At 46.5% G+C, this 16,223-nt stretch carries 16 protein-coding genes; 2 read left to right on the top strand and 14 right to left on the bottom strand.

Annotated elements, in window-relative coordinates; translation table 11 throughout:
• Positions 1-299 precede the first annotated feature (299 nt).
• A complete protein-coding gene (rpmF, locus tag NYE72_RS13610) occupies positions 300-473 on the bottom strand; it encodes a 50S ribosomal protein L32 (protein ID WP_019911234.1) in 174 nt (57 codons plus the stop codon).
• 69 nt (positions 474-542) lie between these two features.
• Positions 543-1,055, bottom strand: coding sequence for a DUF177 domain-containing protein (locus NYE72_RS13605; protein WP_036686482.1), 513 nt, complete (start codon positions 1,053-1,055; stop codon positions 543-545).
• 209 nt (positions 1,056-1,264) lie between these two features.
• Here NYE72_RS13605 and NYE72_RS13600 point away from each other — a divergent pair, with 209 nt between their 5' ends.
• Entirely contained in the window at positions 1,265-2,503 is a 1,239-nt protein-coding gene (locus tag NYE72_RS13600; RefSeq protein ID WP_076273825.1) for a nucleotidyltransferase, read from the top strand.
• Here the strand turns inward: NYE72_RS13600 and NYE72_RS13595 are convergent.
• Complete coding sequence (locus tag NYE72_RS13595) at positions 2,493-3,530, bottom strand: SepM family pheromone-processing serine protease (protein ID WP_339211921.1); 1,038 nt, start codon at positions 3,528-3,530, stop codon at positions 2,493-2,495. The two genes, NYE72_RS13600 and NYE72_RS13595, sit on opposite strands and share 11 nt — an antisense overlap.
• A gap of 152 nt (positions 3,531-3,682) precedes the next feature.
• On the opposite strand from NYE72_RS13595, the gene NYE72_RS13590 reads away from it, so the two are divergent.
• Positions 3,683-4,909 carry a nucleoside recognition domain-containing protein gene (locus tag NYE72_RS13590; protein ID WP_339211920.1) on the top strand — a complete coding sequence of 409 codons (1,227 nt, stop codon included), beginning with the start codon at positions 3,683-3,685 and terminating at the stop codon, positions 4,907-4,909.
• Here NYE72_RS13590 and coaD read toward each other — a convergent pair.
• The 11 genes from coaD to NYE72_RS13535 form a co-directional block, all read right to left on the bottom strand.
• Complete coding sequence (gene coaD, locus NYE72_RS13585) at positions 4,887-5,399, bottom strand: pantetheine-phosphate adenylyltransferase (RefSeq protein WP_036686476.1); 513 nt, start codon at positions 5,397-5,399, stop codon at positions 4,887-4,889. The genes NYE72_RS13590 and coaD overlap by 23 nt on opposite strands.
• Positions 5,383-5,991 (bottom strand): 16S rRNA (guanine(966)-N(2))-methyltransferase RsmD, encoded by a 609-nt coding sequence (gene rsmD, locus NYE72_RS13580; protein ID WP_036686473.1) that lies wholly within the window; start codon positions 5,989-5,991, stop codon positions 5,383-5,385. The genes coaD and rsmD overlap by 17 nt, the downstream gene beginning before the upstream one ends.
• A gap of 449 nt (positions 5,992-6,440) precedes the next feature.
• Positions 6,441-6,779, bottom strand: a complete 339-nt coding sequence (locus NYE72_RS13575; protein ID WP_339211918.1) for a YolD-like family protein — start codon at positions 6,777-6,779, stop codon at positions 6,441-6,443.
• A gap of 88 nt (positions 6,780-6,867) precedes the next feature.
• A complete protein-coding gene (locus NYE72_RS13570) occupies positions 6,868-7,542 on the bottom strand; it encodes a hypothetical protein (RefSeq protein ID WP_339211916.1) in 675 nt (224 codons plus the stop codon).
• Between the two features lie 144 nt (positions 7,543-7,686).
• Positions 7,687-7,965, bottom strand: coding sequence for a holin (locus tag NYE72_RS13565; protein WP_339211915.1), 279 nt, complete (start codon positions 7,963-7,965; stop codon positions 7,687-7,689).
• A gap of 14 nt (positions 7,966-7,979) precedes the next feature.
• The gene (locus NYE72_RS13560; protein ID WP_339211914.1) at positions 7,980-8,615 is read right to left on the bottom strand and encodes a lysozyme; all 636 of its coding nucleotides are present in this window, start codon (positions 8,613-8,615) and stop codon (positions 7,980-7,982) included.
• 3 nt (positions 8,616-8,618) lie between these two features.
• A complete protein-coding gene (locus NYE72_RS13555; RefSeq protein ID WP_076275754.1) occupies positions 8,619-8,903 on the bottom strand; it encodes a hemolysin XhlA family protein in 285 nt (94 codons plus the stop codon).
• 63 nt (positions 8,904-8,966) lie between these two features.
• Positions 8,967-13,631: an LPD38 domain-containing protein gene (locus NYE72_RS13550; protein ID WP_339211912.1), complete on the bottom strand. Its 4,665-nt coding sequence runs from the start codon at positions 13,629-13,631 to the stop codon at positions 8,967-8,969.
• Positions 13,632-13,641: 10 nt separating this feature from the next.
• The gene (locus NYE72_RS13545) at positions 13,642-13,929 is read right to left on the bottom strand and encodes a transglycosylase SLT domain-containing protein (protein ID WP_339211911.1); all 288 of its coding nucleotides are present in this window, start codon (positions 13,927-13,929) and stop codon (positions 13,642-13,644) included.
• A 92-nt stretch (positions 13,930-14,021) separates the two neighbouring features.
• Complete coding sequence (locus tag NYE72_RS13540) at positions 14,022-15,602, bottom strand: hypothetical protein (protein WP_339211909.1); 1,581 nt, start codon at positions 15,600-15,602, stop codon at positions 14,022-14,024.
• A 61-nt stretch (positions 15,603-15,663) separates the two neighbouring features.
• On the bottom strand, positions 15,664-16,188 hold the full coding sequence (locus NYE72_RS13535) for a hypothetical protein (protein ID WP_339211908.1): 525 nt from the start codon (positions 16,186-16,188) through the stop codon (positions 15,664-15,666).
• Positions 16,189-16,223 lie beyond the last annotated feature (35 nt).

Here is a 16,223-nt window from a genome sequence, read left to right as displayed (position 1 = left end):
AATAAGGACGGTAAGCGTTTAAGCGAGAAATATAAGACATAAAGTATAGGTGCATAACTTATACTTCCTTATATTTTAAAGAAAGCATCCGGCCTCTTGAATGGCCGCTGTTATATTAGGTCAAACAATCATAAATATTATTTAGAACCAGGTACTAATATGTAGTATAAAGCATGCCGCACCAAAAATAAAGCATTGACTTCTGAGCGGAACATAAAGTACAGGTGCAAACCCTATCTTTATTATATTTAGGCAAAAAAATAGTACCTCACCGAAGTGAAGTACTACTTATTCTGAAACTATTGTTTGATGATTTCTCTTGCTTTGTAAGTTCCGCAAACTTTGCATACGTGGTGAGCTAGTTTCAACTCTCCGCATTGTTCACATTTCACCATGCCCGGCACAACCAACTTAAAGTGGGTGCGACGTTTGTCACGGCGTGTTTTAGACGTTCTACGTTGTGGTACTGCCATGTGTTCCACCTCCTCGTGATATTTCTGTCAGCCTGCTCCTCAGAGCAGGATGTGTTTTGTTGTAATGTTTCATTTGAAAAAGTCTTTCAACCCAGCGAGTCGAGGATCGATCACTGTGTTGTCGCAACTGCAGGTGCCTTCGTTCAAGTTCTGTCCGCATTTCTGACAAAGACCAAGACAGTCTGCCTTGCACAATACCGAATCCGGTAAGTGCAGTACGAAATTTTCTTCCACATACGGGATAAGATCCACAACCTCATCCTTGACGTAAATGAGATCCTCATCTTCGTCATCATCTGGAAGAACTGGCTGCTTAAGCCACTTGAAAGTCTCAGCAAAAGGAATGTTCAAATCACTTTTGACCTCCGTGAGACAACGTGAACATAACATGTCCACATCTCCACTCAGTTTCCCCACCACGTTCACACAATCGGTTCCCGCGGGCAGCGCTTTAAGGTCTACTGAGAGCGGAGCAACAGTTAGAATATCCTTGCGCCCTTTGACTACCTCGCTGACATCCACAACATCGTGAATATGTAACGGTTCGTCGGCATTCGCTAATTTGCGAAAGTGAATCTGCATACTTATCACTCCCAAACAAACAAAATTTATTATACCTAGTATTCTATACCTTTGTCAACCATTTTCCCTTTATATTGTTTCAGAAAATGCGGTGAATTATGATATAACTATTAGTGTAAATCAAAAGATCAGCTTGTGCTAACAGTATCTCTAGAAATCTACCCTACTAAACTCAATAAATATACCTTACTTATCGGAGGGAAGCCACAGTGACAACGGTTGGAATCATCGCAGAATACAATCCCTTACATAACGGACACGTGCATCACTTCACGGAAGCCAAAAGACTCTCCGGCGCAGAGCGCACCATCGTCGTCATGAGTGGTCCCTTTACCCAGCGCGGCGAGCCGGCGGCGGTTAGCAAGCAGGCCCGGACAGAGATGGCGCTGCATATGGGCGCCGACCTCGTCATTGAGCTGCCGGTGGCCTATGCCGTCCAGCCAGCCGAGTGGTTCGCGTTCGGAGCAGTTGCACTGCTGGAAGCGACCGGGGTCGTGGACAGCTTGTGCTTCGGCTCCGAAGCCGGCACTTTGGGCTCGCTGCTCCCGCTGGCCAGATATCTGGCTGAGGAAAGTAGCGAGCTTCAGAGCGAGATCCGCCGCCGCATGGCGCTCGGAGCAAGCTTTCCCGCCGCCTACAGCGCAGCGGCGGCGGTGGCCTTTGAAGGGACTCTCCCGGAAACGGAGAGTCCCGGAGATGCAGGCGAGCTGCTACGCCAGCCGAATAACAGCCTTGGCCTGCATTATCTTATCGCCTTGCAGCGGCTGCACAGCAAGATAATGCCACTAACCGTTCCGCGCACGGCAGCAGGCTTCCATGATCCATTACAAGCCGACTCTTCTATCGCAAGTGCGACGGCCATCCGCAAGCTGCTGCAAGAAGGTGGCTCTCCTGCTGCTTATATGCCGGATTATAGCGTGTCCATTTTGGAAAGAGAGCATGCAGCCGGAAGGGGTCCTCTGAGCTTAGAGAGCTTCAATATCCCGCTCCGCCATCTGCTGTCTACCCATACCGCTGCCGAGTTACAAGCAATCCACGATATGAATGAAGGCTTGGAGAACCGGATACTGCGGCTTTTACCTGAGTTGGAGCAATTCTCACTTTCAGGCCTGCTTCACACCCTTAAGAGCAAGCGCTACACGCATACACGGCTCCAACGGCTGCTGCTACATGTTCTGTTAAATCATTCTAAAAAAGAAATGACCCCTTCCATACTAGCAGAGGGGCCCGGATATATTCGCATTCTTGGTTTTAGAGAAAGCGGACGAGCACTGCTTAAAGAGATGAAACAAAAAGCTACGTTGCCCATCGTCATGCGCCCGTCCCTTTGTTCCCATCCGCAACTTGAGCGAGATCTTCAAGCCGCTTCCGCTTTCGCGGGAGCTTTTAAGGAACCCCGCAGAATTGATATGTACCGCGATTATTTGGAACCTCCGGTCATGGTTTGACCGGCAGTTCCTCCATATACTTCAGCGCCTCATCCAGCGTAGATACAGGCACCAGCTTCATAGATGTGCCGATTTTATCAGCTTTTGCTTTGGCTTCGTCATAATTCTTAACAGGCACGAAAAAAATCTCCGCCCCTTCTCGGTCCGCAGCCACGATCTTGTGTTTCACTCCACCGATAGCACCTACCACACCCTCAGCGTTAATCGTACCCGTCCCTGCAACCCTATGGCCTTTAGTTAAATCACCAAAAGTAAGGCGATTGTAAATTTCCATAGTGAACATTAGCCCTGCCGAAGGTCCGCCAACATTTGTATCTACAAAACTGACAGCTTTCCCTGCTTCTTTTGGTTTTACTTTTTGAACGGCGGCAATAGTGACTCCAAAACCAGGTCGAACGGCCGCGCCCTCTTTATCCTTTATTTCAACCAGCGTCACTCGTTCTTTAACTTCCTTGCCATTTCTTTGCAAAACAACAGCGACTTGATCTCCGATTTTTTTAGTGGAGAGCAGTTTAGACAGTGCTTCAGGATCGGGCACTTTTTGTCCCTCTACGCTAATGATTTTATCACCCGGCAGAAATTGTCCTTTATTACTTTCTACAGGAACCGAAAAGACGTAGAGATAATCCACTACATCCTCATATGGAATTCCCGCCGCATGATAAGCAGCCTGAACAGAATAAGACTGTGAGCTATTCATATAAAAAACCTGCTCCGCAGCATATTCGTCTTCTGACTTATCCCCTAGCCGGGTTTCTTTTCGCACAACCTCTGAATTGGAATTAAAAGCAGAGGCGACCAATAAGGCCACATTAGCATAACTAGCAGACACCGTAGTCATCATAAACGTTCCTTCTTCAGCCGGATCGGCATTCTCCACCTTAATCATAGGGGCAACTTCAGATGCACTGCCTGGCTGATATACGATGTACGGGGTGTTCATAAAGACAAATACATACACGATAACTACAAACGTAAACAGATAAGCTGTGGCGCGGAAACCCGGCCGATGCTTCAGTTGCTTCACTGCTCTTCCCTTCTTTCCCGCGGCACATTTAGGATATGAATGATTGAACTTCATTACCGCTTCGACTAGTGGTTTGGCATGATGGTTGTCTACTCTGCATAAATTGATAACACATCGTCCATGCCTTAAGTTATGAAGAGGTGATCTGAGAAATGAAAAATATTCAAATACGCCGACTAGCTACACGCTCCACACCATTTATACCCGGGATTATGGCAATCCTGATAGCCATTGCAATTATTATCTCACCAGAGAGCTCCTTTGAGGCTTCACTCCAAGGATTGAAGCTTTGGTGGACACTCGTATTCCCTGCCCTGCTCCCCTTCCTGATGTTGTCAGAGATGCTTACCGCTTCGGGTTTCGTGCATGGTTTTGGAGTGCTTCTGGAGCCATTGATGAAAAAGGTCTTTCGTCTGCCCGGTGCCAGCGGCTGGACCTTGGCACTCGGAATCACAGCCGGATTCCCCGGTGGAGCTGGAGGGGTCATCCAGCTACACAAGCAGAACAGCATCTCTGACAAGGAAGCCGCTCGACTTGCAGCACTTACACACTTCGCCAGCCCAGTAACCATGCTTATAGTAATTGGCATAGCTTTTCTACACAGTAATTCAGCAGGTTATTTCCTGCTGGCCATCCATTGGATCTCTGGACTTCTAGCCAGCTATACCGATGCTCTGTTAAAGGGACGGTCAGCGAACACGAAACCAGTTGATAAGATTTCTGCGAACACCAAACGTCCTTCTTTATATAGTCGTGTTCAGCTTGCAGCAACAGATGCCAGAGCAAAAGACGGTCGCAGCTTCGGCAAGCTTCTCGGTGAGTCCGTAGCTAATGCCGTGCAAAGTCTGATGGTCGTGGGCGGTTACATGATTATGTTCGCTGTAGTCATCAATATCATCACTACTGTACTTCCCGCATTGCCAGCTGCTCTGCCAGCAAGCCTACTGGAAATTCATTTAGGCGCCGACTCAATCAGCAAAGGGCTGGAAAGCATTGGAACAGGTCCCTCTAGTATGCTCGGGATAGCTTTGCTGTCTGCTGCACTGGGCTGGAGCGGACTATGTGCGCAACTACAGGTGCTGACCATGCTCAAACAAGCCAGAGTCAGATTTCTACCCTACGCTACGGTTCGTCTGATGCATGGACTTTATGCTTTTCTGTTAACTATATTGCTCTGGAAACCATTGCTGGCTATCCGTAAAGCTGCTTTACCAGCACTTGCAGACTCACGCCCGACTCCAACCGGCACCATGAATGTTACGGACATATGGAGCTCTTTTCCACAGCTGCTAAGTCTGCAAGCACTTCTGCTCATCATACTGTTGGGATTATCTGCTGGAACTTATCTGGTAAGTACTATTCGCCATCGACTCGGTTAAATTTACGCTTCATCGCTTGTTCAACCTCAGGCGTCACAAAATCAGTCACATTCCCGCCGAAATGGGCGATCTCTTTAACAACACTGGAACTTAAGTAGGAATATTTCGGATTAGTCATCATAAAAATCGTTTCCGCATCGGGATCCAGGCTATGGTTGATCGATGCGTTTTGCAGCTCATATTCAAAGTCAGTAACGGTACGGATACCCCGAACTATGACCTGAGCATCTTTTTGACGAACATAATTCACTAACAGATCACGGAAGCTGTCAATTTCCACATTGGGAATATCAGCGGTCGCCTGTCTTAATAGCTCTGTCCGTTCATCTACAGTAAACAGCGGGTTTTTACTCAAATTATTAAGCACCGTTACAATCAAACGGTCGAATTGCTTGGATGCGCGCCGAATAATATCCATATGTCCCATAGTCACGGGATCAAAGGTACCTGGATAAATGGCAACACGTTCTTTTCTAATTTGCTGACTCATTCTCTACCTCCTCACCAGCTTCACTTTCCTCTGTAGGATTAGCTTCATACTGGTAAATAGAAATTGTCGTTTCTCCGTATACGGCCTGACGCAGCCTATAAAATCCTGGAATATCTTCAGGATAGGCATAACTTGATTCATGCTCCAGAACAATAATCGCGTCCTCTTGCAGCATTCCTTTTTCGACCATCATAAGCATAAGTTCATCCCCGTGCTTCAAGCGATAGGGAGGGTCCAAAAAGACCAAATCAAAAACTTTTCCCCGCTTCTCCAGCGCACCTAGCGCCCTTCCAGCTTCATTACGGTACACCTGCGCTTGTTCTTCCAGCTTGGTAGCCTTCAGATTGGCGCGGATCGTGTCGATACTTTTAGGATCCATATCAACAAATACGCCGCTTTCCATCCCTCTGCTTAAGGCTTCGATCCCCAAACCGCCAGTACCGGCGAATAAATCCAGCACCGCTCCACCTTCAAAATATGGGCCTACCATGCTAAATACAGCTTCCTTCACCTTATCGGTCGTAGGCCTTGTCCCACTTCCTGGAACACTCTTCAGCGGCCTTCCTTTTGCACTTCCCGATACCACTCTCACTGTTATTCACCCGCTCTATATCTCTGTTTGTTATGCCCAAAAGGGCATAAGTCCACGCCTATCGTAACACATTTGCGCGATGAAATAAAAAATTTGTCTAGATATGAAATAAGAAGGCGAAACAGCTTATTCAGAGAAATAAGTCATCTTAATGTATAAGATTGGACTTCCAGGGACATCATGTAATTATCGACACCACAAATGTCGTAGACAACCGCGGAGCAGGCTTACGTTTCCCCATAAGCTCTTCGTCCGGTTTCTCCTCTCCCATGAAAGGGGCTCTCGAAAGAGAGCCCCGAATTTATGTTTATAAAGCCTTGTATAGCAAGGGATTATTTGAATATCCAAAGAAAACCCACCTTCTAAAATACTCTATGGTGGCATTTAGGGTGGCAAACCATTCTTTTCGCTGTAATAAGGTGGCATTTTGTATCATACTGTTTTTTCATCTAATAGGAGGCAGCAATAATTTCCGACATATCGATCCAATCCCAGTCATCCTCTGACCACCGTAGCTTGATTCGCTTGAGCTGTCTATCCACTTTCATAACAATGCCCTTAGCCTGACGGTCCACATATGTGTCAAATATGGTCAGGGTAACTGGTGCATGATCTGCCATTGAATGATACAAAGCTAGATCAATCAATTCCCACTCCTGGGGATCAATCTCCGGTTTCACTCTTCGTTGTTGCTCTCTGTCATCCTGATTGATCCGTACTTTATGTTCTGGTAACATCATACGGCTACTCTCCCACAAACCATTACCTTCAAGTTTCTTGCGTTCCATCTGATCACCTCCATTGGATTATTATATGCGAACAAATGTTCTTTATTCAACAAGAAAAAAAAAGCCTCTGTATTAGCAGAGACTTTAATTATGAAGTCAGATCATTTATTTCAACATTTGATATAGAATCCAGTATATATTTACCCCGTGAGGTTATAGTAACATTGAGTATACTTTCTTCTCTTGTTATTGCTACTAACATGAGACCTTCCATTCTGCTAATGTGACCAGTTGCTGTAGCAGAACTAATACCTAGAGTTCCTGCGATCTCTTTAACTGAGAGTTCAGAACGTATATAAAGTAATTCAAGTATTTTTAAAACTGGTTTGCGTTTCAGAACGTAATCCACAACTTGTTTTTGGCTAAATCTATTAACTTTATTATCCATGTTATCAACAGCCTCTTTGGCATTATTTAAATCCGAAAGAAGTTCATTTTTAACTTCAGGTTGAATTGAAGCATCACTTAGTTTATCCATCGCAGCATTTACGTATTTGACAACCTGAAATTTAGCAACATTTTTCATGAAGTTATTTTCATCAATATAGTCGCTTGGAGCATATAGGTGTTCAGGCTTGAACCACAGAACCAGAAAAAAAGAGATAACTAACAGAGCAGGAAATAGCATTACAAACCAAATAAATATTCTCTGGATTTCCGGATCGATTAATCCCAGTGCCACAGTGGCAGCAATCTCTGCAAGTCCAGCAAATATCGCGATAATAGTGAGCGGATTACTCACCTTCTTAATTTTGTCGACCAAGTATAGTCCTCCTTTGGTACAATTAAAAAAAAAGCCCTGATAGCTGAAGCTAACAAGGCTTTTCGCCGATTCTTTCGGACAACACTCGCCGATGCTTCCGACTGTGTAATGAAAGATTATCACGATTGGGACAATCTGTAAATGCTATTCTTTAGTTGTTCCAGTTCTATTACTAAACGCAAGCTCAAATAAACCAGTTGCAGAGAGACCCGCCAATCCACCACCCCAAAGCCGTAGAGTTAAATTAAGGTCAGTAAACGGGTATGCAACTGTACCAATCACCAATCCAATCACCAAACCTATAAAGGGTAGTAGGTTCTTGGGAACATTTATAGCAGTCTTCACGAGCTGCACCAGAGCCAATACAAATACAGAAATCAAAGTAGCAAATGTAAGTACGTTGTTCAAAACTTCATTTTGCATGATTATTCCTCCTCTTACTTTTTGGAAACGATAAACGTCAGCCACGCAAGCTCAGATGTCGTTAGCGTCTTACTATCAATCTTATCTAACCAAGTCGAGTCATTAATCGTACCCGCATCCAGGAGTGCCTTGACTTGAGTACTTAGCGTTGTCCATTGATATTTGGTCAGTTCCAAAGTGTCATCCTCCTTGGGAGCCTCTTGGGCTTCATCAGTCTTATTGAATAGATCCAACTCAGCCTTGCGCCGGCGCACCAGTCCCGCCAGAACCGTACCGCTAGATTTATCATACTTGGTGATGTTTTGTGCAATCTGAGCGATCGTGCGACCTTTACACAGAGTTCGTAAATTACCAGGACCGCAGTTATAACAAAAACTTGTCAGTGTATCAAATTGATTTTGATTGAGTTGAGCTGTCACCGGCACATACGCCGGATCATTTACATAAGCCTCGTATTTCGCCAAATCGGTGACCAGCATACTGTCAGCCTTGGCCTGCGTGATAGTCATCCCCTTAGTGATGTCTTTACCATAGTGACCCCAACCGATCGTGTAATACTCTTCAGTAGGCACAGGCTTATAAGCCGTCAACCGACAACCCTCGAAAGACTTTATAAGATCGACACCAGCTTGCGATATTTTGCGATTCATGTATTAACCCCCTGTAAATTTAATAGCGGCGATTATCGCCCCAATGACCAAAGTGATAGCTGATGCACCAACAGTGCGCCATAGCCAACGCTGCCCGTCTTCGATTCGATCCAAACGGTGATGTGCTGATTTGGCTGACTGTATTGCTTCCCGCGCCAAATCCCTTGTAGCCTCTATTGTATTGGTCAATGTCGGTACGGCTTCAAGAGTCTTCTCGATTCTCGCAAGTTGAATTTGAATCTCTACCAACTTATCCTCTGTTCCCACGACTCCACCTCCTCCTGGCATTGTCACTCCCCCTCTCTGCATCTACTGGTATATAAAAGACACGCCCCGAAGGACGTGCCTGAGTTAGTATGGAACTGTATCTCTGGCCAGATCGTTACCTCGCTCAGCCATATCATTGATAGACTGCTGCAGCTTACGTAGTTCGTCGCGCTTAGCCTTGTTGCTGAGAGATTTGTCACCCTGGACATCTCGCATATCTGCCCGGATCGCTGACATCTGTTTACTTATCTTGGCTAGCTTTTTGCGGAGCCCATCGTTATACCAGTCTGGCAGATCCTTCAGGTCTCTGTCGTTATTAGCTTGATCCAGCTTGTCCTTGTAATGGTAGAATTCTGAAGATAAGTCATTACTGAAGACAGGATCAGCGACCATTTGCTGTTCTAGGGCATATCCCGCATCGCCGCCAGAAGAGAGCAGTGGCTGACCGAATTGACCAAGCCAACCGGAGTATTGTCGGGCAAGGTAGTCCAACTTCTTAGGAGACTGCTCTATCGGCGTTCCATAAGTCAACTCACCAATCTTCCGGGCGATGTTCGTCGTTTTCGCATCTGCTTGAAGCCCCGGAGAAAGATTATCAAGGTAAGCTGGAACCACTGAAGCACCAGACCAAGATTCATTGGCTACAACGTCAACACCTGGCCCAAGAATCGTATCGCCAAGCAAACCACCAATAACCCCTCGTTTACCTGTCATACCTTGAACTCCTGGCGGTATGAACGTTGTCCGTATCCGATCGGCAAAATCTCGAAATGCCGCTGGGTCCTCTTCGGCAAACAGGCGCATGAGCCTTTCTGGAATATCAGAAAATATAGATCCCTGCTCCTGCGGCTTGGCAATCTTGATGAATGTACCGTCACCTCTTGGAATCATAAGGAAGGCATCTTTTGTACGATTACTTAGTTTTTTGTATTCCGGATCATCATAGTTTAAAGCATACAAAGCTAGGGTTGGCAACGTAACAGCCAGTACCGACTTCATGATAGCTTTAGTCGGATTATCCTTGTAGGTTCGTACAGTTTTATCCAAGCCTTGCATGGCCGCATTGAAATAAGGAAAGATTTTATCCACTTCCCCTGACAATGCCCCGCGCCGCTTAAAGTTGACTGTCAAATCCTGCGCTGCCATCAGCGCGGCGTGCAGATCTCCTCCCTGCGCTTGGATCCGTTTAAATTCTGATAGCCGTGGAGCAATTTCCACAGCATTTAAAAAGTTCTCATATCCATCCCGCAACGTCCGATGAGCTCGAGTAAAACCAGATTGCGGCAGTACAGCGTTTTTGCTCTGACGGAGCAAATCTCGATCTGCAGCTATCGCTGAAGCATGACCGCCTCCGGCATTCAGGAAGTCCTTATATGCTCCACGTCTCAAGCCGATGTCTATCGCCGAGCTGATCAAATCGGAAGCAAATGCAATCGGATTATCCGATGTAGTGGAAGCAATGTAGGCCTGCGGAATATCTCGAAAGAGATTTCGCGTTAAAGAAAATACAGGGTTGTTCCCCGTGGTCAGCAGCTTCATTGTATTGGTCAGTTTCCCTATCCACCGCAACACCACACCTGACTGTTCGGGTCCTAATGCTGTTAAGGCACTGAGCAGCTGCTTATCCTTGATCTTGACATGCACTGGCTCACCATCAATTAAGGCACGGACCACATTATCCTTATCCAGTTGAGTTCGCTGCATAGCTTTGTCAAAATCAGCGCTGAAGCGGAACAAGACTTCCTCAAGCCCTCCATCCTCTAGGGCGATCTTAGCAATGTCCTCCGGATTTTCTGGCTGTTTAACCACCTCAGCCCAATCAGCAAAATCTTCTGGTGCGCGTTCGATATTGTGGACATACTGCTGCATGACTTGATTGCGTTTAGCCGACTTTACAAAGCCATCTACATTCTCGATCATGGCTTCAATCGGGCTGATAATTGGGCGCTGAGATCCACCTGTCTGATAACCTTTGACGGGTACAGATTGGTTACCGTACCCTTGCTTTGACTTACCACCTTTACTCTTACCTGTCTTCTCCAGCTCACTAAAGTAACGTTTGTTTGGCACGTAATAAGGATTCGCCTCGAACCAGGTGTTGGCCACATCCTGAGAGATCATACCGGTATCCACAAGCCAAGACTGCACCATCTGATTCTGGAAGGCGTATAAGTCGTCAGCCATTTTCTTAAACTCTGGGAACATCTCCTCATACTCTGCTGCCTTCTGAGTGCCGAACTCTGGTGTCCAGCCTAGATCATCACGAAAAACTTTTTCTCCACGATCGAAACGAGTGACAGCGTGTTTGTTGAGAAGGTAATCCTCGAAATCCACATAGATATGCTTGTTTTTCTTCATTAAAGACTTCATAGGAGCAAGAATACTCTTCAAAGACTCTCCTACCACTTGTCCTTGAGAATCCACCAGACCATCAGTAATGATTCGCTTGGAGACTACATCAGCACCGCGAGAAGCCAGACCGAGATCATGTATACGCTGATTGGATGGTAGTTTCTCACCCATAATCTCCTCCAGTAGTTTGTCTTGTTTATTCAAGCCGTGCAGATCATCCACCAGCGCTGTGTAGGCACGATCTCTTAATCCGGTAATAGATGGTGTTTCCTTTTTCTGCCGACTGACTAACTGGGAGCGCGTATCCGTTTTGAGTGAGTCATACGGATTTACTCGCTGTCCAGCAGCAATACCTAATCCTGAGTTATCTTCAAACTGGTTAGGTCGTAGTATTGGCTCACTAATTTGTAGTGGATCAGATTTTGAAATTGGCGTTTGTTCAGTTGTCTCCTGTAGCAATCGCTGCCAGGCGCCATTCGGTCGAGCGGATTGAGATGATTCTTCTACTGATGGAGTAGTAAATTCTCGTTCCTTGGAACGTTCTAATAGATAATCAATATCTTCCTGAGTCAAAGCACTAAGCGGCTTACTATTAATCTCCTGTTCTCGTGCTGTCAACTGCACTTCTGGCTCTGAAACAGGCAAAACCGACTCCTCTATCGGCTTCTTAACTTGATTTGATCCTGTTTGCCGGAGGTCCTTCAGCTCATTAGCTACGAGTGGAGAATCCGTCACCCGCAGCGCTGGATCCAGCTCCTTAACGCTTCCCGCTAGTGTTTGGCGTGCCTGGGTAAGTCCTGCCAGTTTCTCATCATAACCATTCTGTTCCTTCCAGCTTGGTAATTGACCTGCATCATCGACAAATCCGTTATCAACGCGCTCACGAGCTAGAGCATAGAGCTCTTTATTAGAAGGACGTTTTCCGTTTGCCGCGTAAAACTCCTGATACCACCGTGGGTTATTGGATTGTCGGCCAGTTCGACCAATCACTTCTCCATCTGCACTACGATAAATGTTCCCCTGCTCCACACCTCCCCGAGTATTCAGTTGTTCTTTCAGCAGCTTATATTCATCAATGACGGCTTGTTCATAGCTTGTTTGCAGCTCATGAATGGACTGATCAATCTCTCTGAGTCCGTTACGACCATTAGCAACATTGTCAGCGGCTGCTCTTGTACCGGCTGAAGCCTCTGGTAACTCGTAAGCGTAAGGACTCACTACCGGATCTGTTCCAGCGGCAAGTGTGGATCTTTCAGTAGCTGCCTTCTGTCGAATAGTACCGCGACCTTCTGGAAGCGCGAGCAGTTCTGCAACCTCACTTTCAGGAATGCCGTTTGCCCGGAATAGGTTACGTAAACCCGCGCCAGCAGCAGCACCGCCAAAACCAAGCAGAGCACCACCTGCTGCTCCGTATAGCGCGTTGTCCCTGATTTGTTCATTACTATCCTGCTGGTTCGCCAAGCCAATTCCGACACCTTGGAGCGGTCCTGCTATCGTCTCCGTCAATCCTTGTCTGGCAATGGTCTGAGCGGTATCTGGACTAACCTTAGGTGCAATTTTGCTGATGCCCTGAGCAATCTTATTTACGGCAGCTTGACCTGTTCCTTTACTCAGTGCTTTACCTGCGACTTCATACGTACCTACATTCGGCCCTGTACCAACTGGGGCACCTGTAGGCGTCAACATTGGAGTTACAAAGTCATTAACCAAATCTGTTATTTTATCCACGACTTTGTTTCCTGTTGAGTCTCTTTGAGTCGCACCAGAGTTTCCAGCCAATGATCGGGAGACCGCTAGCCCAAGTGGCGTATCGAATGCCAGTTTGTTCAGTGCACGAGAAGGTAGTTTCAACACCTCTGGAATGTTAGTATCATCTATCCTTTTGTCACGGATATCATATTCAGTTGCTCCGGGTAGCTGTGAAGCATTAGCAGGTCCGCCACCAGTTTGTTGCAAGAGAGAAGCCGCTGGAAGCTTCCCTTGTAACGTAGATTGAATGCTACTGTTTAGATTTCCGGTAACTGGAGCAAGTGTTTTACCTTCAAATGGTGAAGGAGTTTGCGCTGCTGCAGCTCTTTGATTCGCTTGATCCTGTTTAAAATCTACCATTTTAGGCTGAATACCTACTGGCGTTGACACGGGTTTGGGGGACATATCGACTATAGGTTGTTGTCCAATCCCTACGCTGCTTAGCGTTGTATCCAATAATTCCTTGCGTACAGGTGCTAATGGATCACCTTCGGCTGCAAGTTCAGCCTGCCGTTGGCGAAAACGATCCGAACGGCTTTGGGGAGAACTGGACACAGCAGGCTTTAACGTACCAGCAAGCGCCTGCTGCCTGATATCTTCTGCTCTTTTACGCTGACCAGCTACAAATTGTTCATATCGCGTTGCCATAAATACCACCTCAATACCACTGATTTTTATCCCAGAATTGCAGCGCCTTGACCGGATCACCGTAACGGCTCTTAATGTATTTCAATCCGGCAATCGCTTGCTGATATGGATCGCTCCAGTCTACACTGCTGCCACCGTAATCTTTTCTGGTGCCATCAAGGAACTGAAATAACCCCGCCGCTGAAGACTTAGGATTCTTCGCATTAGGGTTAAAGGAGGATTCACGGGCGACCAGTTCCAGCACCGGCTTGAGCCAATCGCTGGAATACCCGCCCGACTGAATAGCTTTGGATACCACTGAAACTGCTGTAGAATAGTTCTTCGGATTCGCTTTGGAATCCTTATCAGCTTTGTAGTAGTTGGAATATGCCCCGGCGCTACCGGGGCTACTCAGTTTCCCGAGACTCCGTATTTCTTGTCATAAGCGGCAATATCTTGTGAAGTCAGGCCAAGGGAGATCATAACCTGTGAGTCCTGTCCGTCAGGTAGGCCGAGTGACATTGCCTGTTGATATATTTTCTCCTTGGTGGCTGTATCAGTTGGGATGGATTTTGTACCCGTTTTATCATCTTCCACGGTGAATGCATCTCTCAGGCTGCTAATCGCCTGACTAGCTGTAAGTCCGTCATACTTCGTTGATGTCGTGCCTGTTTGATTATCCCCGTATGTGAGCCACTGCCGGGCATTATCGTCTTGCGAGAGCGCCAACTGGGCCTGACGGTATGCATCATCACTAGACTGCGAGAGTTGTTGTAATCCATAACCAAGTCCATACTGGCGTACGTTCTCATCAAACTCTGTTTTCCAACGTTGATCCGTAATGGCATCACGCGCTTTCTGATAAGCGAACTGCTCCGCGTACTGGCTATTCGCCGTATCCATCTGCTGTGCTTGAAGCGTCTTCTGACCGTTACTAAACTGACCAGTCGCCTGACCATAGTTGAAACGATTCTCCCATTGCTGTTGTTCGTTTTGCTGGTCAAGCTGTTGACCCTGTAATGTACGAATACCAGGCGTAACTTGTGAAGCCTGAGCTGCGCTGATATTGGCTCCGTATTTGGTGGAATCAATGCCAATCGAATCTAGGTACGACCGGATTGCGTCTGCCTGTTGACTGTAGTCGGCACGTTCAGCTGCGGTCACCCCTTTAGTTTCTGCTTGCCCTTTCAGTCCCATGAGATTACTGATCGCTGCTTTGGCCTCTTCCGGAAGATAGTTGCCAGTCGTCTCTGATTCGATAAGCGGGTTCTGGAAATACTCCTGATTCTGCAATCCGTACAAGCTAGAAAGATTCGAGAGCTGATCCTGAGACACTCCATAGTTGAGCTGTTGTGTCTGTAGATTCCGATTAGCATCATCTGTATAACGCTGATATGCTTGCTGCATTAACTGCGGAATTATGGTATCTGATAACGTGGACATCGCCTTATTACCTATCTGATTGGCAACCGTCTCACTGTAGCTGGATTTACCTTGACCAGAAGCCCGCAACATAGCATTCGTATCGATCTGCTGGTCGGCTGCATTCTGCTTAGCTAGGGCTAGTTGAGACTGGTAAGCCGGATCTGATTCCGCATTATAGCTGAAAGCCTCTGGAGTCGTGAACTGGAACCCTGCTGATTGATCAATGCCGGTCCCGATCTTCCCGAGTGTCTTTACAGCTTGATTGGATGGCGGCGTATACACTGCCTGTTTTCCTGTGACGTTCGCAGCTGCCTGCGCCATAGGACTTACTGAAGCTGGTGAGACTGGAGAAGCTGTTGGCTGATTCCCCAAGTTTAGTCCACCAATGGCTTTATCGAAGTTAGCCTGTGAGGTGTATGTGGTTCCTTTATTATTCAAGTCAGCTTTTAAAAAGTTCTTACCGTCAACAGTAACGAATCCATCTTTATAGCCGACCCGTGAGTTATCGACGCCTTTATTGTTTAAAGCACTCCGGATGCCCGTTGTATATGGGCTAGTTGTCGCCATGGTCTCAGCTCCTTTCTGTGCATAAAAAAGAGCCCTCATAGAGAGCCCTTATCATTGCGGATTAATTATTTAGTTCTTCCTGTTCGATCGCTGCCTTCTGCGCTAGTAGTTCGGCATATTCAGATTTAAGCTTCTCCAGCTTCGTTTTTAGTTCAGTATTGTTGGGGTCGTCCTTGAGCTGCGCTTCAGTTACTCCAATATCTCCGGCGATATAAAGGATTTTTGAATGTAATGTTGCAAGCTTATTCTGGTTACCCGTCAGAGAAGGCTGGGGAGTAGCCACAGGAGCCGCACTTGGAGTGACAATCTGTTCTTGTGATCCCACTATTGAATCATCCCCCTTATTCAAAAAGATATCTTTACCATTTACTGATACTTCATATCCAGCTTCATTCCCGAACGCTCTAACCGGCGCAAAACTCTGACCGTCTACTGCAATGGCTGGAACTGTCAACTTTTTACCATCTATAGTAACCGTATATTCTGTCTGGATCTTCTTACCGATCTGAGAGACTGACGAACCGAATGCTTGAACAGATACCATCATCAACGCGCCTGCTAGAAAGGAAACTATGATTTTCTTCATTATTCGCACCTCAATGTTATATTTTGGAACAAGTA

The sequence above is a fragment of the Paenibacillus sp. FSL L8-0333 genome (assembly GCF_037965665.1).
GTDB classification, from domain to species: Bacteria; Bacillota; Bacilli; order Paenibacillales; family Paenibacillaceae; genus Paenibacillus_AQ; species Paenibacillus_AQ odorifer.
The sequence above is the reverse complement of the archived record's forward strand: the minus strand, read 5'-3'. Positions and strand labels throughout refer to the sequence as shown.

Bases quoted from the DNA above. Each gene is read 5' to 3' on its own strand.
- NYE72_RS13565 (WP_339211915.1), bottom strand. From the start codon at position 7,965: ATGCAAAATGAAGTTTTGAACAACGTACTTACATTTGCTACTTTGATT.
- NYE72_RS13550 (WP_339211912.1), bottom strand. From the start codon at position 13,631: ATGGCAACGCGATATGAACAATTTGTAGCTGGTCAGCGTAAAAGAGCA.
- NYE72_RS13555 (WP_076275754.1), bottom strand. From the start codon at position 8,903: ATGCCAGGAGGAGGTGGAGTCGTGGGAACAGAGGATAAGTTGGTAGAG.
- NYE72_RS13560 (WP_339211914.1), bottom strand. From the start codon at position 8,615: ATGAATCGCAAAATATCGCAAGCTGGTGTCGATCTTATAAAGTCTTTC.
- coaD (WP_036686476.1), bottom strand. From the start codon at position 5,399: ATGAGTCAGCAAATTAGAAAAGAACGTGTTGCCATTTATCCAGGTACC.
- NYE72_RS13590 (WP_339211920.1), top strand. From the start codon at position 3,683: ATGAAAAATATTCAAATACGCCGACTAGCTACACGCTCCACACCATTT.
- NYE72_RS13535 (WP_339211908.1), bottom strand. From the start codon at position 16,188: ATGAAGAAAATCATAGTTTCCTTTCTAGCAGGCGCGTTGATGATGGTA.
- NYE72_RS13605 (WP_036686482.1), bottom strand. From the start codon at position 1,055: ATGCAGATTCACTTTCGCAAATTAGCGAATGCCGACGAACCGTTACAT.
- NYE72_RS13575 (WP_339211918.1), bottom strand. From the start codon at position 6,779: ATGGAACGCAAGAAACTTGAAGGTAATGGTTTGTGGGAGAGTAGCCGT.
- NYE72_RS13540 (WP_339211909.1), bottom strand. From the start codon at position 15,602: ATGGCGACAACTAGCCCATATACAACGGGCATCCGGAGTGCTTTAAAC.
- rpmF (WP_019911234.1), bottom strand. From the start codon at position 473: ATGGCAGTACCACAACGTAGAACGTCTAAAACACGCCGTGACAAACGT.